Genomic DNA, 25,852 nt, shown 5'->3' with positions numbered 1-25,852 from the left:
ACCGCGGCAGGCCCAATACGGCATCCATGGCAGGTACCCATGCAGTCAAATCAATTCGAATCCGTGAGTGACGAGCTGTACCGCGCACTCAAGCACAACCAGCCGATCGAGCCGCTCACCGCGCGCTTCCCGCAGATCACCCTGGAACAGGCCTACGCCCTGCAACTGCGGGTGTTGGCGCGGCGCCAGGAAGAAGATGGCGAGAAGGTCATCGGCAAGAAAATCGGTGTCACCAGCGCGGCCGTGATGGCCCAATTGAAGGTCGATCAGCCGGACTTCGGCCACCTCACCTCGGCGATGCTGCGCGAAGACGGCGCCGCCATCGAAGCCGCCAGCCTGATCGCGCCGAAGGCCGAAGGCGAGATCGCCTTCCTGCTCAAGCACGACCTGTCCGGCCCTGGCCTGACCGTCGCCGATGTCTTGCGCGCCACCGAATGCGTGATGCCGTGCTTCGAGATTGTCGATTCGCGAATCCGTGACTGGAAGATCGCCATCCAGGACACCATCGCCGACAACGCCTCGTCCGGGCTGTTCGTGCTCGGTGACGCGGCGGTGTCGCCCCACGCCATTGACCTGTGCCTGACCGGCATGACCCTGGAACTCAACGGCGAAATCGCCCACACCGGCGCCGGCGCCGCGGCCCTGGGCCATCCGGCCAACGCCGTGGCCTGGCTGGCCAACACCCTCGGGCGCTTCGACATGGGCCTGAAGGCCGGCGAAGTGATCCTCTCCGGCGCGTTGTCGGCCATGGTGCCGGTTAAGGCCGGCGACAACCTGCGCATGAGCCTGGGCGGTATCGGCTCGGCCAGCGTGCGATTCATCTGAGCGACGGGGAACCCTACATGTCACTGAATACCCAGACCATCGAACACCTGGCACGCCACCTGGAAAACGCCGAGCGTTCGGTCAACGCGGTGCACAAGATCACCGACGATTACCCGGACATGGACTGGCAGGACGCCTATGCCATCCAGGACGCCATCCGCGCGATCAAGGAGCAACGCGGCGTGCGCATCGCCGGGCTGAAAATGGGCCTGACCTCCCACGCCAAGATGCGCCAGATGGGCGTGATCGATCCGATCCACGGCTTTATCACCGACTACGGCTCAGTGCCCGAAGGCGGCGTGATCGATACCCGCGAACTGATCCACCCGAAAGTCGAGGCGGAAATCGCCTTCGTCACCAACCGGCCGCTGTCCGGGCCGGGCTGCCATATCGGCACGGTCCTGGCGGCCACCGACTTCGTCCTGCCGGCGGTGGAGGTGATCGACTCGCGCTACGAGAACTTCCGTTTCGACCTCAAGAGCGTGATCGCCGACAACACCTCCTCGGCGCGCTATGTGCTGGGCGGCCAGCCGCTGTCGGTGCAGGCCCTGGACCTGCGCAACCTCGGCGTGGTCATGGAGCGCAACGGGCGCATCGTCGCCACGGCCTCGGCCGCCGCGGTGCTCGGCCATCCGGCGCAGAGCGTGGCGATGCTGGCCAACATGCTCGGCGAACGCGGCCGGGAAATTCCTGCCGGCACCCTGATCCTGACCGGCGGCGTCACCGAAGCGGTAGCGGTGGAAGCCGGCGACAACATCAACGTGCGCTTCCAGCATCTGGGCAGCGTATCCATGCGGTTCGTTTGAATTCACGGGAGAGCATTGACCATGCCCATCATGCAGGTCCACCTCATTGCCGGACGCAGTGAAGAACAGAAGGCGCGCCTGATCGAAGCGCTGTCGGCGGCGGCGGTCGAGGCGCTGGATGCGCCGCTGGAATCGGTGCGGGTGATCATCAACGAGATCCCCGCCAGCGATTTCGGCATCGCCGGGCAGACCGCCAAGCAACGCGGACGCTAGGGTCTGTATGAACAGTCTTGAGACGAAGGTCAGGCAAGGCGAAAACAGCCGAGGAAGCGGAGTTTACGGGTTGTAAATGAGCATTCCGAGGCTGTTTTCAACGCAGCATCACCGAGTATCAAGGCTGTTCATTCAGAGCCTAGGGCTTTGAACTACAGCCTGGCGGCTCCTTAATAATGACAACGACAGGGAATCCCATGAACGCAACCACGACACGCAGCAAAGTGGCGATCATCGGTTCGGGCAATATCGGCACCGACCTGATGATCAAAGTGCTGCGCCACGGGCATCACGTCGAGATGGCCGCGATGGTCGGTATCGATCCGGCCTCCGACGGCCTGGCCCGGGCACGCCGCCTGGGCGTGGCGACCACCGACGGCGGCCTCGACGGGCTGCTGGCGCTGCCGGGTTTCAAGGACATCGACATCGTCTTCGACGCCACCTCGGCCCAGGCCCATGCCCGCCACAATCAGGTGCTGCAGGCCCACGGTGTGCGGGTCATCGACCTGACGCCGGCGGCGCTCGGCCCTTACGTGATCCCGGCGATCAACCTCGACGACCAGCTCGACGCCGGCAACCTGAACATGGTGACCTGCGGCGGCCAGGCGACCATCCCCATCGTCAAGGCGGTGTCGCAGGTGACCCGGGTGCATTACGCCGAAATCGTCGCCTCGATTTCCAGCCGCTCCGCCGGTCCCGGCACCCGGGCCAATATCGATGAATTCACCGAGACCACCAGCCGTGCCATCGAGCAATTGGGCGGAGCGGAGCGGGGCAAGGCGATCATCATCCTCAACCCGGCCGAGCCGCCGCCGATCATGCGCGACAGCGTGTTCGTGCTGTGCGAGCCGGCGGACCGCGAGGCGATCAGCGCCAGTGTCCAGGCCATGGTCGAGCGGGTGCAGGGTTATGTGCCCGGTTACCGGCTCAAGCAGGCGGTGCAGTTCGAGGACCTGGAAGTGCCGGTGAATGTGCCGGGGCAGGGTTGGCGGCAGGGACTGAAAGTTTCAGTTTTCCTCGAAGTGGAGGGGGCGGCGCATTATCTGCCGGCGTATGCCGGGAACCTCGACATCATGACCTCGGCGGCGCTGGCGTGCGCCGAGCGGATTGCCGCCAGTATGTGACGAACCTTGCCCCCCGCTCCTACGGGATTCACAACAATAACGACAACAACAGGTGAAGAAATGAGAAAAGGCGTACTCCGCCCCGGCCACGTGCAGATCCGGGTCATGGACATGACCGAGGCACTCAAGCACTACGTCGAACTGTTGGGCCTGATCGTGACGCATCAGGACAACCTGGGCCGCATCTACCTCAAGGGCTGGACCGAAACCGACCGTTTCTCCGTGGTGCTGGTCCAGGCCGAGGTACCGGGCATGGACTTCATGGGCTTCAAGGTCCGCGACGAGCAGACCCTGCTGTCCCTCACCGAAGACCTCAAGGCCTGGGGCTGCCAGGTCGAGCAGATCCCCGCCGGCGAGCTGGATTTCTGCGGTCGCCGCGTGCGCTTCCTGTGCCCGACCGGCCACTGGATCGAGCTGTACGCCGACAAGGAATACACCGGCAAATGGGGTGTGCGGGAAATCAACCCGGAGGCCTGGCCCCGTGGCCTGCGCGGCATGCGCGTGACCGCCTTCGACCACTGCCAGTTGCACGGCGGCAATCTGCGCGAAAACCGCGAGCTGTTCTGCGAGGTGCTGGGCTTCCACGTCACCGAGCAGGTGGTGGGTGACGACGGCGAGAGCGTGGCCGACTGGCTGTCGCTGTCGATCAAGGCCCACGACATCGCCTTCGTCGGCGACGGCAACACCGGCGCCTTCCACCACGCCGCGTTCCTGCTGGATAGCTGGGAAGGGCTGCTGCGCGCCGGCGACCTGCTGTCGATGACCGACACCTCGCTGGACGTCGGCCCCACCCGCCACGGCATCACCCACGGCCAGTCGATGTATTTCTTCGACCCGTCCGGCAACCGCAACGAAGTGTTCGCCGGGGGCGACGTGCATTACCCGGACCAGAAGCCGGTGATCTGGCGCGAGCAGGATCTGGGCAAGGCGATCTTCTATCACAGCCGCGTGCTCAACGAGCGCTTCCTCACGGTGATGACCTGAGTCGGGAGGCACGGGCATGGACGACGGCTTTCAGGTGCGCCTGGCCAGTGGCGAGAGTTTCCGGGTGCTGCCGCAGGAATCGCTGCTCGGCGCCATGGAGCGCCAGGGCCGGCAGTGCATTGAAGTGGGCTGCCGCGGCGGGGGCTGCGGCGTGTGCAAGATCCGCGTGCTCGAAGGCGAGATCCATCGCGGCCCGACCAGCGCCGCGCGGGTCACCCCCGAAGAACGAGAGCAGGGCTATGCGCTGGCCTGCCGGACTTATCCGCGCAGTGACCTGCTGATTGAAAGAACGGTCGATCCGGTACGTCGGATCGCCGGGTGAATTCATAACAATGACAACAGGTATTCATCATGAAAAAAGGCGTATTGCGTCCCGGCCACGTCCAGTTACGGGTACTGGACATGGCCCAGGCACTGGAGCACTACATCAACCTGCTCGGTCTGATCGAAACCGGGCGTGACGCCCAGGGCCGGGTCTACCTCAAGGCCTGGACCGAGGTGGAGAAATTTTCCGTGGTGCTGGTGGAAGCCGCCGAGGCCGGCATGGACTTCATGGCCTACAAGGTGATCGACGAGCCAACCCTGGAAAGCCTCGAAGGCGAACTGCGCGCCTGGGGCTGCACGGTGCGCAACCTGCCCGCCGGCGACCTGCAGGGCTGCGGGCGGCGGGTGCAGTTCGACCTGCCGTCCGGGCATGTCTTCGAGCTGTACGCAGACAAGGAATACACCGGCAAGTGGGGCGTCTCGGACTTCAACCCGGAAGCCTGGCCGCGTGGCCTGAAAGGCATGCGCGCGGTGCGTTTCGACCACTGCCTGCTGTACGGCGGCGAACTCCAGGCCACTTACGACCTGCTGATCGAGGTGCTCGGTTTCTACCTCGCCGAGCAAGTGGTGGACGACCAGGGCAAGCGCATTGCCCAGTTCATGAGCCTGGCCACCAAGGCCCACGACGTGGCCTTTATCCAGCACGCCGAGCAGGGCCGCCTGCACCACGTGTCGTTCTACCTGGAAACCTGGGACGACGTGCTGCGCGCCGCCGACCTGATTTCCATGACCAACTCCTCGCTGGACATCGGCCCGACCCGTCACGGCCTGACCCACGGCAAGACGGTGTACTTCTTCGACCCGTCCGGCAACCGCAACGAGGTGTTCGCCGGGGGTGACTACAACTACCCGGACCACAAGCCGCAGACCTGGTCGGCGGATGAGCTGGGCAAGGCGATCTTCTACCACGACCGCGCCCTGAACGAACGCTTCCTGACCGTACTGACCTGAGGGCTGTCCCCCATGCAAGAGATCAAGCATTTCATCGACGGCGCCTATGTCGCCTCGGCCAGCGGCCGCACCTTCGACAAGCTCGACCCGAGCACCGGCGAGGTCTTCGCCAAGGTGCATGAAGCCGGCGAGGCGGAAGTCGACGCCGCCGTGCGCGCCGCCCGCGCGGCCCTCAAAGGCCCGTGGGCGCGGATGAGCGTAGCCGAGCGCGGAGCGATCCTGCACAAGGTCGCCGACGGCATCCTCGCCCGTTTCGAAGAATTCCTCGCCGCCGAATGCCGCGACACCGGCAAGCCGCGCTCGCTGGCCAGCCATATCGACATCCCGCGTGGCGCAGCCAACTTCAAGGTATTCGCCGACTCGGTGAAGAACGTCGCCGCCGAGACTTTCGAGATGGACACCCCTGACGGTGCCGGTGCGCTGAACTACGCGGTGCGCCGCCCGCGTGGGGTGATCGGGGTGATCAGCCCGTGGAACCTGCCGCTGTTGCTGATGACCTGGAAAGTCGGCCCGGCGCTGGCCTGCGGCAACACCGTGGTGGTCAAACCGTCGGAAGAAACCCCGAGCACCGCCGCGCTGCTGGGTGAAGTGATGAACGCCGCCGGCGTGCCCAAGGGCGTGTACAACGTGGTCCAGGGCCTGGGCGGCAACTCCGCGGGCGAGTTCCTTACCGCGCATCCGGACGTCGATGCCTTCACCTTCACCGGCGAAACCGGCACCGGCGAAACCATCATGCGCGCTGCCTCCCATGGCGTGCGGCCGGTGTCCCTGGAACTGGGCGGCAAGAACGCCGGCATCGTCTTTGCCGACTGCGACCTGGACAAGGCAGTGGAAGGCACACTGCGTTCGGTGTTTGCCAACAGCGGCCAGGTCTGCCTGGGCACCGAGCGGCTGTATGTGCAGCGGCCGCTGTTCGAAGCCTTTGTTGCGCGCCTCAAGGCCGGCGCCGAAGCGCTGGTGATCGGCGCCCCGGATGATCCGAAAGCCACCCTCGGGCCGTTGGTCAGCCTGACCCACCGAGAGAAGGTTTTGTCCTATTACCAGCAGGCCCGCGACCAGGGCGCGACCGTCGTCACCGGCGGCGGCGTGCCGGACATGCCGAGCGCGCTGGCCGGCGGTGCCTGGGTGCAGCCGACTATCTGGACCGACCTGCCGGACGATTCGTCGGTGGTCACCGAGGAAATCTTCGGTCCGTGCTGCCATATCCGCCCGTTCGACAGCGAAGAAGAAGCTGTCGCCCTGGCCAACGACACCCGCTACGGCCTCTCGGCCACGCTGTGGACGGAGAATCTTGGCCGCGCCCACCGCGTTGCCGGGCAACTGGAGGCGGGGATCATCTGGGTCAACAGCTGGTTCCTGCGGGACCTGCGCACCGCCTTCGGCGGCAGCAAGCAGTCGGGCATCGGCCGCGAAGGCGGGGTCCATTCGCTTGAGTTCTATACCGAGCTCAAGAACATCTGCGTGAAACTCTGAGGCGCCCCATGAACGGCAAGAAACTCTATATCTCCGACGTCACCCTGCGTGACGGCAGCCATGCCATCCGCCACCAGTACACCCTCGACAACGCCCGGGACATCGCCCGGGCGCTGGACACGGCCAAGGTCGATTCCATCGAAGTGGCCCACGGTGACGGCCTGCAAGGCTCCAGCTTCAACTACGGCTTCGGTCGGCATTCTGACCTCGAATACATCGAGGCGGTGGCCGATGTGGTCCGCCACGCGAAGATCGCCACGCTGCTATTGCCGGGGATCGGCACCGTCCACGACCTGAAAGCCGCCTACGACGCTGGTGCGCGGGTGGTCCGCGTCGCCACCCACTGCACCGAGGCGGACGTGTCCCGCCAGCACATCGAATACGCCCGCGAACTGGGCATGGACACCGTCGGTTTCCTGATGATGAGCCACATGATTCCGGCCGAGCAGTTGGCAGCCCAGGGCAAATTGATGGAGAGCTACGGCGCCCAGTGCATCTACATGGCCGACTCGGGCGGCGCGATGAGCATGCAGGACATCCGCGAGCGCATGCGCGCCTTCAAGGCAGTGCTCGACCCGCACACCCAGACCGGCATGCACGCCCACCACAACCTCAGCCTCGGCGTTGCCAACTCCATCGTTGCCGTGGAGGAGGGCTGTGATCGCATCGACGCCAGCCTCGCCGGCATGGGCGCCGGCGCCGGTAATGCGCCGCTGGAAGTGTTTATCGCCGCCGCCGAACGCCTCGGCTGGAACCACGGCACGGACCTCTACACCTTGATGGACGCCGCCGACGATATCGTCCGGCCGCTGCAGGACCGCCCGGTGCGGGTCGACCGGGAAACCCTCGGCCTGGGTTACGCCGGGGTCTATTCCAGCTTCCTCCGGCATGCCGAGGCCGCCGCCGCGCGCCACGGCCTGAAGACCCTGGACATCCTGGTGGAGCTGGGCAAGCGGCGCATGGTGGGCGGTCAGGAAGACATGATCGTCGACGTGGCGCTGGATCTATTGAAAAAGGCCGGTTGAGGCCAACGGGAAACGCACATGAACAACAAGAACAATATCGATGTGGCCGTTGTCGAAAACCCCGGGGCGGCCGCCGTGCCGTCCCGCCAGCCGCTGACCGGCCTGCTCGGTCTGGCGCTGGTGGTGCTGGTGTCGTGGGCGGCGATCGGCAGTGTCAGCGCCAGATTTTTCGCCACCTGGGCGACGTTTTTCCTGGTCTGTTGCGTGCCGCCGCAAATCGTTTTGGCGATGGTCTGGCGCAACCAGTACCCAGGCTGGCTGAACGGGCTGGGCCAGCCGTGGCGGGGGCTCGCGCAACTGGCGTTGACCTTGCTCGCTGCGGCGCTGATCGCCAGCCTGGTATTTGTCACCCAGGCGCAACAGGTCGGGCCGCCGACGCCGTTCACCCTGATGTACGTGATCTTCTGCGTGCTGGTGACTTTCTGGTTGGTGCTTGTCTGGGAATGCTGGCCGCTGGCGGCGTGGGTGCGGCAGCCGTTGGCGTTGGGGCTGGGCATTCTGGCCGTGGCGTACTTGCTGGGCTACGGGCTGTTCAGCCTGCTGTTCGACTTCTCGGCCCTGGCCGGGGCGCCGTTCTACCTTGATCGCCTCGACCCGCACGGCGCGTTGCCGGCGCTGGAGATACTGGCGTTCTCGGTGACCACCGTGGCCGTGACCTTCGCCTGCCTGTTGCTGGATTTCTGGCCGGTGTCGCGGATCAGCGGCCAACCCTGGGCCGGGCTTGCCCGGAGCGCCTGGGTGTTGCTGGTCAGCGCCGTGTTCTACTTCGCCGGCACTCGCGGCCTGGGCATCGAGCCGGTGCCGTTCATGGCCCGCGGGGCGATTGCCTTGCTGTTCGGGGTGCTGGTGCCGCTGCTGATGTTCGAAGGGCAGTTGTTCGCCGGCCGGGCCGGGCGCGGCGTGCTGCAACTGCTGGTGGCGATTGTCGCCGGGGCGCTGCTGTCGTCGCTGTACTGGGTGCTTGCGCCATGGATCAGCGGGCCGATGGACGCCGGCGCGCCGGGATACACCCGGGAGTTCTGGCTGGCCTCGGCCTTGCTGGCGATGACCTTCCCGCTGCTGGTGGTGCTCAGCCAGTTCTTCGATTTCTGGCCGCTGCGCCGCCGCTGATTCCGCGCTTTCCCATTTCCTCCTGAACGCCGTGGTGCACAGCCGCGCGGCTTGCGCGTGGGCGGCGTTCACCCTGAACAAAGGACTTACCTGATGAACAACAAGATCCTGATCGCTGTTTCTGCATCACTGCTGAGCGTCATGACGCCGGGCTGGGCTACCGAGGGCGGTGGTTCGTCGTACCCGATGGGCGCGGAGAACTACATGTCCGGCGCCTTGCCGCCACCGGGCTGGTACGCCCAGGTGTATGCCCAGCACTACGCGGCGGACGACCTGATGGGTAACGACGGCCATGCGCTGCCGCTGGACTTTCGCCTGCGCGCCAACGTCGTTGCGCCGCGCCTGGTGTGGGTGACCCAGCAAACGGTGCTCGGCGGCAGCCTGGCGTTCCAGGCCATCGCCCCGCTGGTGGACCTGAGCGTGACCGTCAACGGCAACCGCGACCACCGTCGCGGCCTCGGCGATGTGATCTTCGGCCCGGCGCTGGGCTACCACTACAGCGACAAGTTCCATGCCGTGTACGCGCTGGACATCATCGCCCCGACCGGCAGCTACGACCGCGACCGCCAGACCAATATCGGCCGCAACTACTGGGCTGCCGAACCGGTGGCAGCGTTCAGCTACGTGGACCCGAACGGGCCGAACCTGGACCTGAAACTGATGTACGACTTCAACGGCCGCAACCGCGATACCGACTACCGCTCCGGGCAGGAGGCGCATGCCGACTATGCACTGGGCTGGGGTTTGGGCAATGGCTGGGTGGTGGGGGTTGGCGGGTATATCTACCAGCAGGTCACCGATGACCGGCAGCACGGTGATCGGGTCGAGGACAACAAGGGCAAGGCGTTCGCGATCGGGCCGTCGATCAAGTACAGCGACGCCTCGGGGTGGTTCATCACCGCCAAGTGGCAGCATGAAACCGATGTGCGCAATCGGCCGGAGGGGGATGCGTACTGGTTGAAGTTGACGATGCCGTTGTAGGGAACCGAGGCTTTCGCGACGGTTCGGAGCGCCGAACCGTCGCGAAGGCGTCAGTGTATGCCAACCGTCCAGGGTGCATATTCCAGCGAAAACATCCCCTGTGCTTTCCCCGGCTCAAACCCCGGCATCTGGCTCAGGTCCAGCTTCATGCAGGCGCTGTTGAGCCGGCTTTGCAGGTCGCCGTCCAGCTTGAAGTCGTTGGGCCGCACTTCAGCGGGGATCAGGTACACCAGGCAACCGGTGGTCTTGCCCTTGGCGTCGGCCTGGTAGCTGGCCACCGCCACGCCAACGCTGTTCACCCGCTCGTTGCCGAGCAATTGCTTGCGGAAGAACGCGCGTTGCGCATTTTGCTGCAACCATGGCGCAGGCTGTGTGCTGCTGAAAGACACGCCTACCGGGGCAACCACTTCGACCTGGCCTTTCTCGTCGTACAGCGCGTCCGGCGCTGGGGGGGAAGATCGCCCGCGAGCATTGCTGCTCGATGAACTGATCAAACGCCGCGCGGTTGGTGAACGGTATTTGCCCGGACATGCCTTGCGCCACTTGGGGACTGGCCGGCAAGGTCTTGCAGGCGACCGCGCGCCCTTCGCGGTTGACGATCAGACGCAGGCGCGTGGTGCCCACCTGATCCTGCAGAACGTTGTTGGCGATGGTCCGGCGCAGCGCGGTCTGGAAATCGCTCTGAAACTGCTGCATGACCTTGGGATCGACCGGAGCCTTGCGTTTCTCGGGAGCGGTGCTGCAAGCGCTGAGCAGGGTCAGGCCAAGAGCGAGGGGAATGAGGGCGGGGCGGTAGAAGCGGGACAGGCTGTTCGACACGAAACGTCCTTGATAAGTGCGCGGAAACGGTTGCGCAGGATACCTGTTTTTGCGGCCCATGGCTGGCCATGGACCGCTGACCGATCCTTCACGCCTCCAGCACCTGCGGGCTGCCGCTTTCCACCACGAAGCGCTTGAGGGTCGAAACGCTGGCATGCGGGTCGAGCCGGTCCGAAATCGCCTGCATCTTCACCTCCAGCCGCTCGCGGTTCAGGTCCAGTGACAGGTAGCCTCGCGGCCGACTGTCGTAGAAGCGAATCTGCGGATTGGCCGGCAGGATCGACTGGATTGCTTCGTAGCTTGGTCCGTTGGAGGTGATGGAGGTGCCGACGAATTCCGCCGCCACCAGCCGCGACGCCGGGTCTTCCGGGCGCTCGTACAGATGGTTGGCCCAGAACGAGTGATAGTCGCCGCTAAGTACCACCGGGTTGGCCACGCGGCTGTCGCGCAGGTTTTCGATCAGGCGGCCACGGGCAGCCTGATAGCCGTCCCAGTTGTCGGTCCAGTAGCGTGCTTCGCCGCTGTCCGGGCGCTGCGCGCGCAATGGCGCCACCAACAGGTTCTGCGCCAGCAGGTTCCAGCGCGCATCGCTGCGCTTGAGGCCGTCGTACAGCCAGCGCTCCTGCTCGAAGCCGAGCAAGGTACGTTTGGGGTCGGCGAGGTCGAGGCAGCTTTCCACTTCCATATGGCCCTTGCCGAAGGCCGGCGCCTGATAGCACGGCTGTTTCGAGCGGTACTGGCGGCCGTCCAGCACCGGCAGGCTGGCCAGGTCGCCCCAGGCGAAGCGGCGGTAGATCAGCGGGCTGCCATTGCTGCCCAGCCGTGGCCGGCGCAGCGGCAGGTTTTCCAGGAACGCCTGATAGGCCGCGGCGCGACGTTGCTGAAAACGCGCGACGTTGATGGCCGGGTCTTTGGAGTAGACCGACGAATAATCGTCCTGCACTTCATGGTCATCCCACGTGGCGATCCACGGCGCGGCCGCGTGCAATTGCTGCAGGTCCGGGTCGCTGTGGTGCAGGGCGTAGCGGTAGCGATAGCCGGCAAGGTCGGTGGCTTCCGGCGCGTTGTACGAGCGGGCCAGCCCCGACGTGCCGGGCGCGTTGCTGTACTCGTAGATGTAGTCGCCGAGAAACAGCACCAGGTCCGGCCGTTCCTCGGCCATGTGCCGGTAGGCGCTGAACAGGCCGCGCTCGTAGTGGGCGCAGGAGGCCACGCCGATGCGCAAGCGCTCGGCCGGCGCACCCAGCGCCGGCAGGGTCAGCGCCCGGCCGCTCGGGCCGCGTTCGCCCAGGGCGATAAAGCGGTACCAGTACTCGCGGCCGGGGGCCAGCCCACGCAGTTCGACATGCACGGCATGGCCGTTTAGCGCCAGGGCGTGAGTGCGACCGCGCTGGGCGATACGGCGGAACTCCGGGTCGAGCGCGACTTCCCAGTCCACTGGAATGCTCGACGGCAGCGCCTGCTCGTTGCCGGGAACGGGCAGCCCCGCACTGAGACGGGTCCAGATGACGAAGCCGTCCGGCCAGGGATCGCCGCTGGCGACCCCCAGGCTGAAAGGCGTGCTCACGCCGGCCAAAGCCCGGCCATAACGCAGCAGCAAAGGCGCCGCGGCGACGCCGGCCAGCAGGCGCAAGGCCTGCCGGCGGTGCAGATCACGGGTCATGAATACTCCTCAGAAGCTGTAGCCGGCCTGGACACCGACCGAGCGCGGATCGCCGGGGGTGGCCATTTGCGCGTTGGAGAGGAACGAGCCGTGGTACAGGTCGTATTTCTTGTCGAACAGGTTGCGTGCCCACAGCGCCACCGACCAGTTGCCGCCCACCGGTTTCAGGCCGAGGCGGGCGTTGGCCAGCCAATACGCCTCGGTGGTGGTGCCGTTACTGCCGGCGATGCTGTCGTGGTACGAGTAATCGCTCTGGGCGCTGAGGATGAAGCCGGGAATTTCCCAGACGTACGCCACCTGTCCGCCGTAGCTGGTTTCAGGGAAGTTGCTCAGGCTGGAGCCGGAAAAGTCGGTGAACACCGGGTAGGCGAAGTTGACCGCGCGGGTGGCGGTGCTGTTGAGCCCTTCGTAATCGATGTACTTGCCTTTCTTGGTGCCGAAGTACTGACCGATGGTCAGGCCCGCCAGCGGTTCCCATTGCAGCTCCAGCTCGTAGCCGTAGATCTTCGACTTGGGAATGTTCACCAGGCGGCCGACGTTACCCACCTGCTGGCTGATCCACACCTGCGACTGGTATTGCTGGTCGCGGTAGTCGTAATAGAAGGCCGCCGCGTTGAGCCGCAGGGTGTTGCTCAGGTCGCTCTTGAAGCCCACTTCATAGGCCAGCAGTTTCTCCGGTTTGACCGGGGCGATCTGCTCGACATAGCTGGAGTTGTAGGCGGTGAAGCCACCGGACTTGATGCCGCGGCTGACGGTGGAATAGACCAGGGTCGAGGGCGTCAGTTGATATTCCAGGCCGAGCTTCCACGAGGTGGAGTTGCTGTCCAGGTCGCTGTCGGCGGCGGGGAAGGTGCTCGGGCCGTAGCTGTAGGCGCCGTTGTTGACCAGGATGCGCCGCGTGCTGAAGTCGTTCAGTTCGCGGTGTTCCTTTTCCTGGCGCAGGCCGACGATGAGCTTGAGGTCCTCGGTCAGGCGGTAGTCGCCTTGGGCGAACACGCCGTAGGTGCGCGAGCGCTGGCCGTAGGAGGTGAAGGTGCCATAGCCGAGGTTGGCGCTGAAGTCGGAGTAGAACTCTTCGTCCAGGCGGTCCTTGGCGAAGTACAGGCCGGTCTGCCAGTTGAAGCGCTCGTTGTCGTGGGAGGCCAGGCGCAGTTCCTGGGAGAACACCTCGACCTGGGAATCGAAGAACTCGTCGGATTGCGGAATCTCCGACGCGTCCCAGTCGATGTACTCGCGGCGGCTGAACCTGTCCGACGCGGTGACGCTGGTGAGGGTCAGGTGGTCGTCAAGGTCGAAGGTGCCGGTCAGGGCGAAGCCGGTGTTGTCGTTGTCGCGGTGCGGCTTGTCTTTCACCGACAGCCCGGTCAGTCCGGCGAACCCCGGGGTCAGGCCCCAGCCGGTTTTCTTGCCATTGTTTTCCGGGGCGATGGTCGCGTAGCGCCCGCCGTAGGTGGCGTTGGGTTTGAGGCCCTGATACAGGTACGAGCCGCGGCTGTCGGATTTGTCCTGGCCGCCGTGCACGCTGAGGTTGAAATTGACGCTGTCACTGGCGTCCCAGTCCAGTTGCCCGCGCAGCGAGGTGGTGTTCTTGTCGCCGAGGCTCTGCCCGGTGACGCGGTTGTCCTGCCAGGCGCCGCCCTGTTCGGTGATGAACGACAGGCGCCCGCGTAGGGTGTCGCTGAACGGCCCGGAAATGAAGCCCTCGACGCTGCCGGCATCGTACGAGCCGTAGTTGCCGGTCAGGCCGCCGTGCAGTTCGCGGGTCGGCTTGTTGGTGATGAAGTTGATCGCCCCGGCGGTGCTGTTGCGGCCGTACAGCGTGCCTTGCGGACCGCGCAGGACTTCCACCCGCTCCAGGTCGAAGAGCTGGCCTTGCGTCTGGATCGGGTAGGGCAGCGCCACTTGGTCGAGGTAAACACCGACGGTGGAGGTGTTGTTGCTGCCGTAGTCCTTGAGGCCGACGCCGCGGATGCGGAACAGCGGGTTGCCGCTGCCGTATTGCGGGGCGATGTCGAGGTTAGGCACGTAGTTCTGCAACTGGTTGACTGCGGTGACGCCCTTGTCCTGCAGGTCCTGGCCGCTGAGGGCGGTCAGGGCGATGCCGATGTCCTGGGCGGATTCTTCGTGGCGCTGGGCGGTGACGGTGACGCTCGGCAAGGCGGTGGTGGTTTCGGCATCAGTCTGCTGGCCGAAGACATCGCTGGCTAGCAGCGACAGCAGCGGCGCGCTGGCGAGCAGCAACGGGCGACGGCCGAGCGGGCGAAGTGGATGACGGTTGCGTAGCAGTGTGGGCATGGCGGGTATCCCTTGAAAAATGCGAGGCGAACGCCGGCTTCAGGGCCGGATCGCGTAAGGGCCGCTCTGTGAAGAGTAAGCAGACGAGCCAATAGCAAGCGCTATGCCATCATCGTTTTGTCATGATTCTGAAAGAATTTTTGCCAATTGGCGGGGCGTGGAGCGGGGCGCGCGGTTGATTAGCAACAGCGCCCGGCGCAGGTTGTTGCGGAATCAGCAGGTTGTTCAAGCGGTTATTTTCTAATGCTTTTTTAATCTTTCTGGCTATAAGCAAGCGCCAGTAGAGTACAGCCCTACCCACCAGACGCTGACACCGGGACGTATTTGCCATGAGCGGTTCTCAGGGACATCTGAACCCCATCCTGACCTTGCCCCAGGGTGAGAAGGACCCGTTGTCGATCCGCGCCAAGGCGCTGGTATTCGCCGATCCGCGCTCGCGCCAGTTGCTGGAATACCTGCAACGAGTCGGCCCGAGCGACGCGCCGGTGCTGATCAATGGCGAGACGGGCACCGGCAAGGAGTTGGTGGCGCGGTATATCCATGCCGCCAGCGGGCGCAAGGGCGCGTTCATTGCCGTCAACTGCGGTGCCATCAGCGAAAACCTGGCCGAGAGCGAGTTCTTCGGCCACGAGGCCGGCTCCTTCTCCGGGGCCACCGGCCGGCGTGCCGGCTGGTTCGAAGAGGCCGATGGCGGCACATTGTTCCTTGATGAAATCGGCGACCTGCCTCTGCCGCTTCAGGTGAAACTGCTGCGGGTGTTGCAGGAGCAGGAAGTGGTGCGGGTCGGCTCGCGCAAGCCGGTGAAGATCGACATCCGCCTGGTGACCGCCACCAACGTCAACCTGGAACAGGCGGTGGAGGCGGGCAACTTCCGTCTCGACCTGTTCTACCGCATCAATGTCGCCCAGGTCGCGGTGCTGGCGCTGCGTGAGCGGCCGCTGGACATCCTGCCGCTGGTGGAGCACTTCCGGAAGCTGTACAGCGCGCGGCTGAAGATCAACGAACCGATGCTGTCGGAATCGGCAGCGCAGGCGCTGCTGGATTATCCATGGCCGGGGAATATTCGCGAGCTGGAGAATGTCGTGCACCTGGCCTTGCTGGTGGCCGGCGACAAACCGATCCGCCCCGAGCACCTGAAATTCTCGGCGGGGCTCAGCGCCCTGCAGGCAGGACCGTCGGGCGCGCCGAAACTGCCGCAGGAAGTGATTCGCGAACAACTGCTGCGCCTGTTCGAAACCCCGGGGGACTCGTTGCTGCACGATATCGAGGACCTGATCGTGCGCGAGGCGTTTGCCCATTGCGGTTTCAACCAATTGCGCACGGCAGAATTGCTAGGGATTACCCGCAATGCCATGCGGACCTTGTTGGTGAATCATGGGATGTTGAAAGGGCGTAATCAGTAGGCCGGGCGTATGCCTGAATCCTTGACCGGGGTTCTTCACGGAATACCGGGGATCATGATCTTTGGGACGTTGGAACGTTGGTTTGGGTGCTGGGGGGCTTATCCATTCGATGTGGCGAGGCTGCCGGCGCCGCATCGAATGGATAAGCTCGCAAAGCCAAAGCCAAAGCCCATAAAAAAAGGCCACCGAGGGAATCCCCCCGGCGGCCTTTCTGTTTACCGCGCTACAACTTACTTGTTGTAAGTCATCACGCCATCTTCACCTTCGACAAAGCCACGGAACGGGCTGACCTGCGAAGCATTCAACAGACCGGTATCGAACAGTTTCTCCGGACCGGTTTGCTGAACCACCGCCGGCTGCAGCAGCGCTTCCATGAAGCGACGGCTTTCAGCCAGGCTGCCACCGATCACGCGGTTGCCCAGGTCCACCTGCGACGAGTCCATGACGTCGCCCATCAGTTCCTGGATCAGCGCGTTGGTGCCGTTGTCCGCCGTGAGCGATACCGACCAGGCACGGACGTTGGCGACGCCCGGCATGTTGTCCAGTACCTGCGGCGCGACGAACACCACGCGACCGCCACCGACATTGTTGGACGTCTGGATCGACGCAACCTTGATGCTGCTACCGCCGGTGTAGCTGACGGTACCGGTATCGGTGCTGGTGGTGGAGGTCGGCGCCATGACCACGTTGCCGCTGCCGTTGACGCTGACGTTGCCGCGACCACTGGTGGTGATGTTGGCGTTCTGGTTGATGTTGCCGCCGTTGAGGGTGATGTTTCCACCGCCGGTGTGCGAAACACCGCCGTTGACGTTCAGGTCACCCGCGCTGTTCAGGACGATATCGCCCTGGCCAGCAGTCAGCGAGGTTAGGTTCAGCGCCGAGGTCGAGGTGCTGTTCAGCACCGCGCCGCCGTTGCCGCCGTTGGACGCCAGGTTACGCACGTTGACGTCGAAGGCATTGCCGACCTGGCCGACGCCATTGGTGGCGGTCAGGTTGACGCTCTGCGCGTTGACGTTGCTCACCGTGTTGTTGTTGACATCACGGATCGCGCCGGTGTTGGCGTTCAGGCTGACGGTGTGGCCATTGGCATTGATCACGTCGACGTTGAGGTTGCCGGTCGCACTGTTGACGGCAACGTCGCCATTGGCGCTGTTGACGGTCAGGCGATCCAGGCCATCCGCTTCGTTGATGGCGATGTTGCCGCTGTTGCTGACCTGGGCGTTGATGCTGCCTGCCTTGGTCTGCAGGGCACCATTGGCGCCGATGCCGTCGGTGGCGGTCAGGTTCAGGGCGTTGCCCTGGATGCGGGTGTTGCTGTTGCCATCGTCGACCAGTTGGCCGTTTTCAGCAGACAGCGCCACCGAACCGGTGCCGCTGACGTTGCCAACCACGGCGTTGCCGTCGGCGACCGCAACCTGCACGTTACCGTTGCCGGTGCTGACGTTTTCCAGGGTGACCGCCTGCGACTGAGCCAGGTTCACGTCGCCGCTGGTGGTGCTGGCGTCGAGGGTGTTGCCGGTCAATTTCAGTGCGCCTTGCGAGCCGTTGCCCAGACCGGTGGCCGCGTCGAGTTCGATGCGATCGCCGGTGATGCCGGTGGCTTGGGCCACGCGAGACAGCATGCGAGCGAAGAAGCTCGGCTGCTGGGTCACGATGGCGCCGCCGGTGGAGGTCAGGCTGACATTCTGGCTGCCGGCGTTCACGGTGTTCACGCCGATGTCGCCGCCAGCGGTCACGCGGATGTTGCCGTCCGCAGTGTTCAGGCGGGTGAGGGTGATGGCGTCGTCTTCGGTCAGCGCGATATTGCCGCTGCCGTTGACCCATACCGTGGCGCTGTCGACAGCGGTGTGCAGGTTGACGCCGGTTTCAGCGTCGACGTTCAGGTCGCCGCCTTTGACCAGACCGCCGGCCAGGGTTTCGACCTTGCCGCTGGAGGTCAGCGCGATGCTGTCGCCCTGCAGTTGCTTGATGGCGATATCGCCCGCGCTCACCCACACCTGGCCGTTGGCGGCCGCGACGTTGTCGAGGGTGATGGCGTTGGCTTCGTCGACCGCGATCGAGCCGTTGGTAGCAGTGGCCACCAGGGTATCAACGTTGGTGCGCAGTGCATCGTTGCTGCCGATGTCACCCGAAGCGGTGGCGGTCAGTTGCTTGGCGGTGACGTTACGCGCCGCGGTGCCCTGGACCTGGATGTCGCCGGCCTTGGCCGTCAGCGTGGCGTTACCGTCGGCGGTGCTGATCTGGTCGATCAGCAGGTTGCCGCCAGCGGTGTAGGCCACGTTGCCCTGGCTATTGACGTTGGTCAGCGCGCCGACGCTCATGGTCAGGTCGCCTTTGGCATCTGCCGAGACGTTGCCGTTGTTGACCCCGATGGTGCCGTTCTGCACCAGGTTGCCCTGGGCGGTCACATTCACGTTGCCGCTGTCGACGCCGATTTCCTGCACGGTGGCGTTGCCTGCCGCGCTGTAGTCGACATTGCCGGTGGTCGTGGTGGTGCTGGCGACGGAGGTCATCAGCAGGTCACGGCCGGCCTTGGCGACGACATTGCCTTGGGTGGCGTTGACCAGTGCGTTCTGGGTCAGGTCGCGACCTGCGGTCAGGTTCACATTGCCGTTGAAGGAGCTGGTCACGCCGTTGAGGGCGATATCGCTGCCCGCGGTGGTGGTGACGTCGCCTGCATTGGTGTGCACCAGCGCATTCTGGGTCAGGTTCTGGCCAGCGCTCAGCTTGATATTGCCTTGGGCGGTGCTGGTTTCGCCGTTGAGGGTGACGTCGCTACCTGCGGAGGTAGTGATGTTGCCCGCGCCGGAGTGAACCAGGCCGTTCTGGGTCAGGTTGCCCTGTGCGGCGTCGAGCGTGATGGTGCCGCTGCCGGTCGACAGGTTTTCCAGGTTGGCGTTGTGCGCCGCGCTGTAGGCGATGTCGCCGTTGCCGGTGACCACGCTGTGAACGCCGGACGCCATCAGCAGGTCACGACCCGCCTTGGCGGTGATGTTGCCAGCACCGGTCTGCACCAGAGCGTTCTGGGTCAGGTTGCCGATGGCCGCCAGGTCGATAGTGCCGTTGCCGGTGGTCACCTGCTGCAGGTTGGCGTTGCCGCCAGCGCTGTAGTTGATGTTGCCGGCGCCGATCACGGTGGTGTCAGCCAGGGTAGTGAGGTCAGCACCGGCCTTGGCGGTGATGTTGCCAGCACCAGTCTGCACCAGAGCGTTCTGGGTCAGGTTGCCGGTGGCTTTCAGGTCGACGTTGCCGTTGCCGGTGGTCACCTGCTGCAGGTCGGCGTTGCCGCCAGCGCTGTAGTCGATGTTGCCGGCGCCGACCACGGTGGTGTCAGCCAGGGTGGTCAGGTCGGCACCGGCCTTGGCGGTGATGTTGCCTGCGCCGGTCTGTACCAGAGCGTTCTGGGTCAGGTTGCCGGTGGCTTTCAGGTCGACGTTGCCGTTGCCGGTGGTCACCTGCTGCAGGTTGGCGTTGCCGCCAGCGCTGTAGTCGATGTTGCCGGTACCCACCACGGTGGTATCACCCTGGGTGGTCAGGTCGCCATCGGCGTGCGCAGTGATGTTGCCCGCTGCCGTCAGCACCTGTTGATGCTGAGTCAGGTCACCGCCTGCGTTCAGTTTGATGTTGCCGCCGTTGGTGCCCACGGTCTGCAGGCTGATGTTGCCGCCAGCGCTGAGGTCGATGTTGCCTGCGAACATTGCGCCTGTCAGGGCCAGGGTGGTCAGGTCGCGGCCGGCGTGAGCGGTGACGTTGCCCGTGCCGGTCAGCAACTGGCCGTTCTGTACCAGGTTGCCCTGTTGCGCGCTCACATTGACGTCGCCAGCGTAGGCGCCCACGTCTTGCAGCGTGGCATTGCCGCCTGCGGCGACGGTGACGTTGCCGGAAACCGACGAGACGGTCTGGGTATCGGCGTCCATCTGGATGTCGCCGTCGGCGGTTACCGCGATGTTGCCGGCCTTGGTCTTGGTATCGGCGTTTTGTTGAATGTTGCCGCCAGCCTTCACCGCAATGTTGCCGGTGTCCGCGACGATCTGCTCGTCCTGCTGGACGTTGCCGCCAGCGCTGACCGAAATATCGCCGTTCTCGGTTTCGATCTGGGCGTTCTGCTGGACGTCACCGCCCGCGCTCAGACGTACCGCGCCAGAGGTAGTGGCCGTCACGGAGTTGTTGACGGTCAGGTTACCGGCGGTGCCGATTTCAATAGCGCCGTCGGTGCTGTTCAGACCGGAGAGCGTGCCGAGGCCCAGGTTCTGGGCGAGGGTGCCGATGACCAGGTCACCGTCCAGATCGTTGAGCTTGATGCTGCCCGTTGTGGTTTTGCCGGCGAGGTTGGCGACCTTGACGTTCAGCGCGTTGGTGGCGCCGATACCGTTCTCTGCACGCAGGGTCAGGTTGGCGGCATCGATGTTGCTGGTGCCGTCGGTCTTGGTGCTGGTGATCTGGTTGCCCGCGACCAGGGTCACGGTGTCGCTGGTGGTGCCGGTGCTCAGGGTGCCGACGTTCAGCGAACCGCCAGTGGTGACGGTGACGTTGCCGTGGTCGGTTTCCAGGGTGCCGATGGTCAGATCATCGACGTCGGCCAGGTTGACCTCGCCGGCGGCGGTGACGTTGACGGTGTTGACCTGGGTGTCCAGTGCGCGGTTGGCGTTGCTGCCGGTGGCACCGACGCTGCCTGCGGCATTGATGTTCAGGGTGTCGGCGACGATCAGGGTGCTGTTGTCCTGGTCATCGTCTACTGCGCCATCGGCCCGCAGGTTGATGGTGCCGGTGCCGGCGTCCAGGCTGCGGACCACCACTGCACCACCGGCCGTCAGGTCGATGTTGCCGCTGGCGGTTTTCAGGCGGTTCGCGGTCACGGCGTTGGCTTCACGCAGGGTGATGTTGCCCGCGTTGGTGACTTCGGCGTTGAGGGTGTCGACTTCGGTGTCCAGGTCGATCGCACCGGTAGCCTTGGCCACCAGGGTACCGCCCTGTACGTTGCGCTCGACGGTGTTGCCGTCAATGATCGAGCCGTTGGTGCTGGTCAGGCTCACGGTGTGGGTGTGAGTGCTGTCTTTTACCAGTTGGTCGATTTTCAGCGAGCCGTCGGTGGTGACGCTGATGTCGCCCGCGCCGGTGATGCCTTTGACTGCGCCTTCGGTGCCGATGGTCAGCAGGGCGCCGCCGTTGGCGTTGACGATGGCCACGCCGCCGTTGCCGGCGTCAGCCGCCACGCGGTCGGTCTTGGTGTTGACCGCTTGCAGTGCGCCGATGCCGTTGCCGGCGACCATTTTCAGGTCTGGCGTTGCCAGCGTGCCGCCCTGGCCGAGGATGGCCTGGCCAGCCTTGAGGCTGATGGAGGTGTCGCTGTTGACGCTGCCGACTACACCGATGTTGTTGTTGGCTTCGGCGACGATTTTCTGGCCGGCGGCGACGGTGATGTTACCCAGGCCCAGGCTGCCCGCGGAGTCCAGGTACAGGCTGGAGTCGATGACGCCGCCGTTGTTGATGTCCAGACGGTTGGCGGTGATGCCCAGCGGCTTGTCGGCGGAGCTGTCGATCTGCTGGTTCAGGTTGTACGCGGCCACGGCTTGTTTGCGCACTTGCAAGGAGGCGTCGCGGGCGGTGTTGGCCTTGAACACAGCCAGGTCGGCGGTGGCCTTGGAGGTGGCGGTGGTGTCGCGGATCGCGGTGGTGGTCGCAAGGTTGGTCGCGGCGGTGTAGACCGCGGCGTTGGCCACGTCCAGGGTGTTGTTCAGCTCGACCAGGAGGTCTTGCTGCGGTGCCAGGCTGTAGCGCTCGTAGCTGTCCAGCGCCAGGGTGGCGGCGGACAACACCAGGTCGACCACGGCGAAGGCTGCATCGGCACCGGCGTCACCGGAGAACGGAATGGCCTGGGCGGCGCCGGCGATGACCGCGGCGGCGTTGCGCACCACGCTGGCAGCGTTGAGTGCGGTGTTCAGGCCGTCGGCGACCTTGGACATGCTGTCCACTTTGTTCGACTGCGCGGTAGCGCTGATATCCGCCAGACGCTGGGTCAGCTCGGCCAGGCTGTTCTGCACGGTGGCAGAGGTGACCAGGGCCTCGTAGTCCTTGAGTTGCTGGATCAGGATGTTCAGTTGCAGCAGCTTGGCCGCGGCCTCGGCATCGCGCGCCGAGTATTCGGCGATGGCGGTGTCGCGGGTCAGCTCGGCGGTGTACTTGCTCGGGGTGCTGGCGGTCAGGCTGACGTTGTTGCCGCGGATGTTCTGCGCGGTACCGTTGCCGTCGAGGATCACGCCGCCGGCCGAAGCGACGGTGACGTTACCGGTGGTGCCGGCATCGAGCATGCCGATGGTGATGTTCGACTGCGCCTGCAGGGTGATGTCGCCGCCGTCGGTCTTCAGGTTGCCGGCGATGATCACACCGTCGTAGCCCGGAACCGAAGAGCTGGCCTTGTTCATCGCGGTCAGGGTGATGCTGCCGCCACCTGGCAGGTAGATGGTGTCGGTCTGGTTGAGGAAGACGATGTTGCCCGAGGTCGCGGTCAGGGTCAGCGAGCCGCCATCCATGGTGATGGTGCCGCCGCTGTTGTCCAGCACGGTAATGGCGGTGGCGACGATGGTGATCGCGCTGGCGCCTTTGCCGGTCAGCGAGCTGCGGTTCACCGCTACAGCGCCGGCGTTGGTGGCGGTCACGCCACCGCTGCCGCCTGCGGCGGAGAGGAAGCTGACGTCCAGGTCCAGTTGACCCTGTTTGCCGATGCCGCCGGGTGCGCTGATGTCCAGCTCGCGGGCGACCACGTTGGCCTTGGTCTTGTTGCTGCGGCCATCTTCGATGGTGCCGCCGGCGCTCAGCTTGACGTTGTTGCCGCCTGCGTCGACGTTGCCCAGCTTGATGCTGCCGTCGGCGGCGATCTGGATGTCGCTGCCGGTGCCGCCGCTGGTGGCTTGCACCAGGGACAGCAGGTTGCCGTTGCTCTGACGGGCGTAGATACCGCCGTTGGCGGCGTCGATCACCAGTTCGTCGACCTGGATTTCAACGGCGTCGCTGCTGCTGCCGAACGACTTCACTGCTGCGGTCAGGCCGCTGGTGATGAAGTTGGCGGCCGAGCCGTTGCCGTCGGTGACGTTGCCGGACACCTTGAAATTGACAGTGCCGCCGGCCTTGACCTGGCCCACGACCACGTCGCCGGAGTTCTGGAAGGCGACCTTGCCGTTGGTGGCCAGGACGTCCAGCAGGCTGATAGCGCCGATGTTGCTGTAGTTGATGTCACCGCTGGTGGCGGTCAGGTTGACCGCGCCGGCGGCTACCTGGCTCGACAGTGCCTTGGTGCTGGTGCCGATCGAGGCGCCAGTGACTTTCAGCGAACCTGCGGAAATGGCAGTGCCTACGGCATTGGCAGAGGTGGTGACAGCACCGCCAGCGCTCAGGTCGGCGGCAGTTTTGGTCACCAGCGAGTTGACCGCCAGGTTGCCGGTCTGAGTCACGGTGACCGCGCCGTTGGTGGAGCTGGCCTTGGCGGTCAGTTCGAGGTCGGCGGAGGTGTTGGCGACGTTGGCGATGCCGTTGCGGCTGGTCAGGTTCAGGCTGCTGGCCTGGGTCTGCAGCGCGGTGTCGGCGGCGCCGATGTTGCCGGAGGCGTCGATGACCACATCTTTACCGATGATGGCGCCGCTGCCCTGGGTGATGTTGCCGGCGGCGGTCAGCGAGACGCTCTTGTCAGCGCCGGCGTTGATGTCGTTGACCTTGAAGCCGCTGGCGGTGTTGGTGAACGACAGGTCAAGGGCCTGGAAGCGGTTCAGGGTCAGGGCGCTGAGGTTGCGGCTGTAGACCAGCGAGCCACCGCTGAAGTTGATGGTGGCGTCGCCGTTCGGCGTGGTCACCGACAGGCCGGTCAGTGCCTTGGTATTGTTCATGTACACGGCGGACTGGGCCGCGGTGGTGGTGGCGGTGATCTTGTTGACGGTGGTCGCCAGCGCTTTGTTTGCTGCGCCAGTGGCCAATTTGCTCGACGTGGTCAGGGTGCCGGCGGTGACGTTGGTGCCGGAACCGGTGGCCGTGATGCCGCCATTGCCGGCCGTCAGGGTGACGTCGGCGCCGGTGGCGGTGATGCTGCCGACGGTGATGTTGCCCTGGGTGGCGTTGAGCACGACGTTGTTGTCGGTGCCCGCAGCGGTGAGGGTGCCGATGGTCAGACCCTGGCTTTCGCTCAGGTACACGCCACCGTTGCCGGCTGCGGCGTTGACGGTGTTGCTCTGGGTGCTCAGGGCCTGGGACGCGTCACCGATTTCGGTGCCGGCGGACAGGTTGACGGTGCGGCCGACCAGCGAGGTACCGGCCTGGGCGGCCAGGATGCTGCCGGTGTCGGAGGTCACGGTCAGGTTGTTGGTGGCCGAAACGGTGCCGGTGAGGACCACACCGTCGGTAGCCTGAACCTTGACGTTCTTGGTGCCGGCGTTGCCGTTGCTCAGGGTGATCGTGCCGCTGTTGTCGATGGCGCCGGAAACCGAAGGCTGGCCATTGATGGTGATCTGCTCGCGCGCAACTACATCGCCGAGAATCACGGCGCCCTGGTTCTTGACGTTGATGCCACCGTTCTGGGTCGAAGCGGAGAGTACGCCGACCTTGGTGTTGACCGCATCGCTGTCGGTGCCCACGGCGCCGTCAGTGACGAACTTGGCCGAGTAGCCGGAAACGTTGGTCTTGCTGGTGTCGGCGGAGGTGATGCTGCCGTTCTGCGCGGTGATCACCACGCTGCCGCCTTCGGTGGCGGTGCCGGCGTTGACTTCACCCAGTGCCACACCGCCGCTGACGTCGGTGACCAGCACGTGGCCGTTGGCGGCATTGGCGTTGAGCACGTCGGCGTCGACGCGCAGGGCTGCACCTTCGGCACCGATGGAGGCACCGGCGCCGGTGACCGACAGGTTCAGGGTGGTGGCGCGGGTGGAGCTGTTGTCGGCGGTGGTGATGGTGTTGGTTGCCGCCAGGGTCGCGGTGGTGGCTGCGACGGCGGTGTCGATACCCTTGATGGTGCCGGCCTGGGCGATATCGCCGGCGTTGATGGTCAGGTCGGTGGCTTCGATGATACCGGTGTTGTTGACCACCGAGCTCATCAGGCCGCTGGCGGAGTTGCCCTGCAGCAGGACGGTATCGCCCTTGACGGTACCGCTGTTGTTGACGCCGGTCAGGTCGTTGCCGGTAGCGGCAGCCAGGGTGTCGGCCGACACGCTGAAGTTGATCAGGTTGCTGCCTTGCAGGTTGACGGTGAAGCGGTCACCGGCAGCCATGGTCACGCGACCGACGTTGGCGATCACGAAGCCAGAGTTGTCGACCTTCGGCGCCACCAGGTAGACGAAGCCACCGGTGTCGGCGGTGATCTGGCCCTGGTTGGAAATGCTCGCCAGGTCCTTGCCGGCAACCTGGGTGAAGTTCAGCTGGCCGCCGTTGAGGAAGCTCTGGTCGGTGACGTCGAAGGTGGTCGCCAGCAGGCCGGCCACGTCGACCTGGGAACCTGCGCCGAAGACGATGCCGTTGGGGTTGATCAGGAAGATGTTGCCGTTGGCCTGCAGGGCGCCCTGGATTTGCGAGACCTGGTTGCCCAGCACCCGGTTCAGGGTGATCGAGTCGTTACCGGCGTTCTGTGCGAAACGCACCAGCTCGCCAGCGTCGATGCTGAAGTCGGTCCAGTTGATGATGCCTTTCTGCAACGCCTGGGTAATGACCAGTTCGTTGTTGTTCATGCTGCCGATGGAGATGCCACCCGACACTGCTACGCCGCCTGTGGGCGCTGCGAATGCAACCGAGCTGCTGGCGCCGATCACGGAAACCGAGACCGCCTTGATGAATGTCTTCGTGCCTTTTTTCTTGCGGGACATGAGTACTTACCTGTGCGAAT

Annotated in this window: 16 protein-coding genes; 12 read left to right on the top strand and 4 right to left on the bottom strand. The window is 64.9% G+C overall.

Annotated features, from left to right (window positions below):
- Window positions 1-39 precede the first annotated feature (39 nt).
- The 11 genes from HWV67_RS06565 to HWV67_RS06515 all read left to right on the top strand — a co-directional run bounded on the left by HWV67_RS06565 (window position 40) and on the right by HWV67_RS06515 (window position 9,816).
- Complete coding sequence (locus tag HWV67_RS06565; RefSeq protein ID WP_110970583.1) at window positions 40-825, top strand: fumarylacetoacetate hydrolase family protein; 786 nt, start codon at window positions 40-42, stop codon at window positions 823-825.
- Window positions 826-842: 17 nt separating this feature from the next.
- Window positions 843-1,631, top strand: a complete 789-nt coding sequence (gene dmpH / locus HWV67_RS06560; protein WP_175650454.1) for a 2-oxo-3-hexenedioate decarboxylase — start codon at window positions 843-845, stop codon at window positions 1,629-1,631.
- A 21-nt stretch (window positions 1,632-1,652) separates the two neighbouring features.
- A complete protein-coding gene (locus tag HWV67_RS06555; RefSeq protein WP_110970585.1) occupies window positions 1,653-1,844 on the top strand; it encodes a tautomerase family protein in 192 nt (63 codons plus the stop codon).
- Window positions 1,845-2,041: 197 nt separating this feature from the next.
- Entirely contained in the window at window positions 2,042-2,968 is a 927-nt protein-coding gene (locus HWV67_RS06550) for an acetaldehyde dehydrogenase (acetylating) (RefSeq protein WP_175650453.1), read from the top strand.
- A gap of 60 nt (window positions 2,969-3,028) precedes the next feature.
- On the top strand, window positions 3,029-3,952 hold the full coding sequence (locus HWV67_RS06545) for a catechol 2,3-dioxygenase (protein ID WP_175650452.1): 924 nt from the start codon (window positions 3,029-3,031) through the stop codon (window positions 3,950-3,952).
- A gap of 16 nt (window positions 3,953-3,968) precedes the next feature.
- The gene (locus HWV67_RS06540; protein ID WP_175650451.1) at window positions 3,969-4,274 is read left to right on the top strand and encodes a 2Fe-2S iron-sulfur cluster-binding protein; all 306 of its coding nucleotides are present in this window, start codon (window positions 3,969-3,971) and stop codon (window positions 4,272-4,274) included.
- Window positions 4,275-4,303: 29 nt separating this feature from the next.
- A complete protein-coding gene (locus tag HWV67_RS06535) occupies window positions 4,304-5,227 on the top strand; it encodes a catechol 2,3-dioxygenase (protein WP_175650450.1) in 924 nt (307 codons plus the stop codon).
- Between the two features lie 12 nt (window positions 5,228-5,239).
- Window positions 5,240-6,700: a 2-hydroxymuconic semialdehyde dehydrogenase gene (locus tag HWV67_RS06530; RefSeq protein ID WP_175650449.1), complete on the top strand. Its 1,461-nt coding sequence runs from the start codon at window positions 5,240-5,242 to the stop codon at window positions 6,698-6,700.
- Between the two features lie 8 nt (window positions 6,701-6,708).
- Window positions 6,709-7,725, top strand: a complete 1,017-nt coding sequence (gene dmpG / locus HWV67_RS06525) for a 4-hydroxy-2-oxovalerate aldolase (protein WP_110970591.1) — start codon at window positions 6,709-6,711, stop codon at window positions 7,723-7,725.
- An 18-nt stretch (window positions 7,726-7,743) separates the two neighbouring features.
- Complete coding sequence (locus HWV67_RS06520; protein ID WP_175650448.1) at window positions 7,744-8,835, top strand: hypothetical protein; 1,092 nt, start codon at window positions 7,744-7,746, stop codon at window positions 8,833-8,835.
- Window positions 8,836-8,928: 93 nt separating this feature from the next.
- Entirely contained in the window at window positions 8,929-9,816 is an 888-nt protein-coding gene (locus HWV67_RS06515; protein ID WP_175650447.1) for a SphA family protein, read from the top strand.
- 50 nt (window positions 9,817-9,866) lie between these two features.
- Here HWV67_RS06515 and HWV67_RS06510 read toward each other — a convergent pair whose 3' ends face one another.
- From HWV67_RS06510 to HWV67_RS06500, 3 genes are all read right to left on the bottom strand, one after another.
- Window positions 9,867-10,310: a hypothetical protein gene (locus HWV67_RS06510; protein ID WP_175650446.1), complete on the bottom strand. Its 444-nt coding sequence runs from the start codon at window positions 10,308-10,310 to the stop codon at window positions 9,867-9,869.
- A gap of 413 nt (window positions 10,311-10,723) precedes the next feature.
- A complete protein-coding gene (locus HWV67_RS06505) occupies window positions 10,724-12,298 on the bottom strand; it encodes an alkaline phosphatase D family protein (protein WP_175650445.1) in 1,575 nt (524 codons plus the stop codon).
- Window positions 12,299-12,307: 9 nt separating this feature from the next.
- On the bottom strand, window positions 12,308-14,593 hold the full coding sequence (locus tag HWV67_RS06500) for a TonB-dependent receptor (protein ID WP_175650444.1): 2,286 nt from the start codon (window positions 14,591-14,593) through the stop codon (window positions 12,308-12,310).
- A gap of 329 nt (window positions 14,594-14,922) precedes the next feature.
- Between HWV67_RS06500 and HWV67_RS06495 the strand changes: the two genes are divergently transcribed.
- Window positions 14,923-15,996, top strand: a complete 1,074-nt coding sequence (locus HWV67_RS06495) for a sigma-54 interaction domain-containing protein (RefSeq protein WP_175650443.1) — start codon at window positions 14,923-14,925, stop codon at window positions 15,994-15,996.
- A 230-nt stretch (window positions 15,997-16,226) separates the two neighbouring features.
- Here HWV67_RS06495 and HWV67_RS06490 read toward each other — a convergent pair whose 3' ends face one another.
- Window positions 16,227-25,832 (bottom strand): two-partner secretion domain-containing protein, encoded by a 9,606-nt coding sequence (locus HWV67_RS06490; protein ID WP_175650442.1) that lies wholly within the window; start codon window positions 25,830-25,832, stop codon window positions 16,227-16,229.
- Window positions 25,833-25,852: the final 20 nt, after the last annotated feature.

It is taken from the genome of Pseudomonas sp. Marseille-P9899 (assembly GCF_903166565.1).
Lineage (GTDB): Bacteria > Pseudomonadota > Gammaproteobacteria > Pseudomonadales > Pseudomonadaceae > Aquipseudomonas > Aquipseudomonas huaxiensis.
This window is presented reverse-complemented; position numbering and strand designations above follow the sequence as displayed.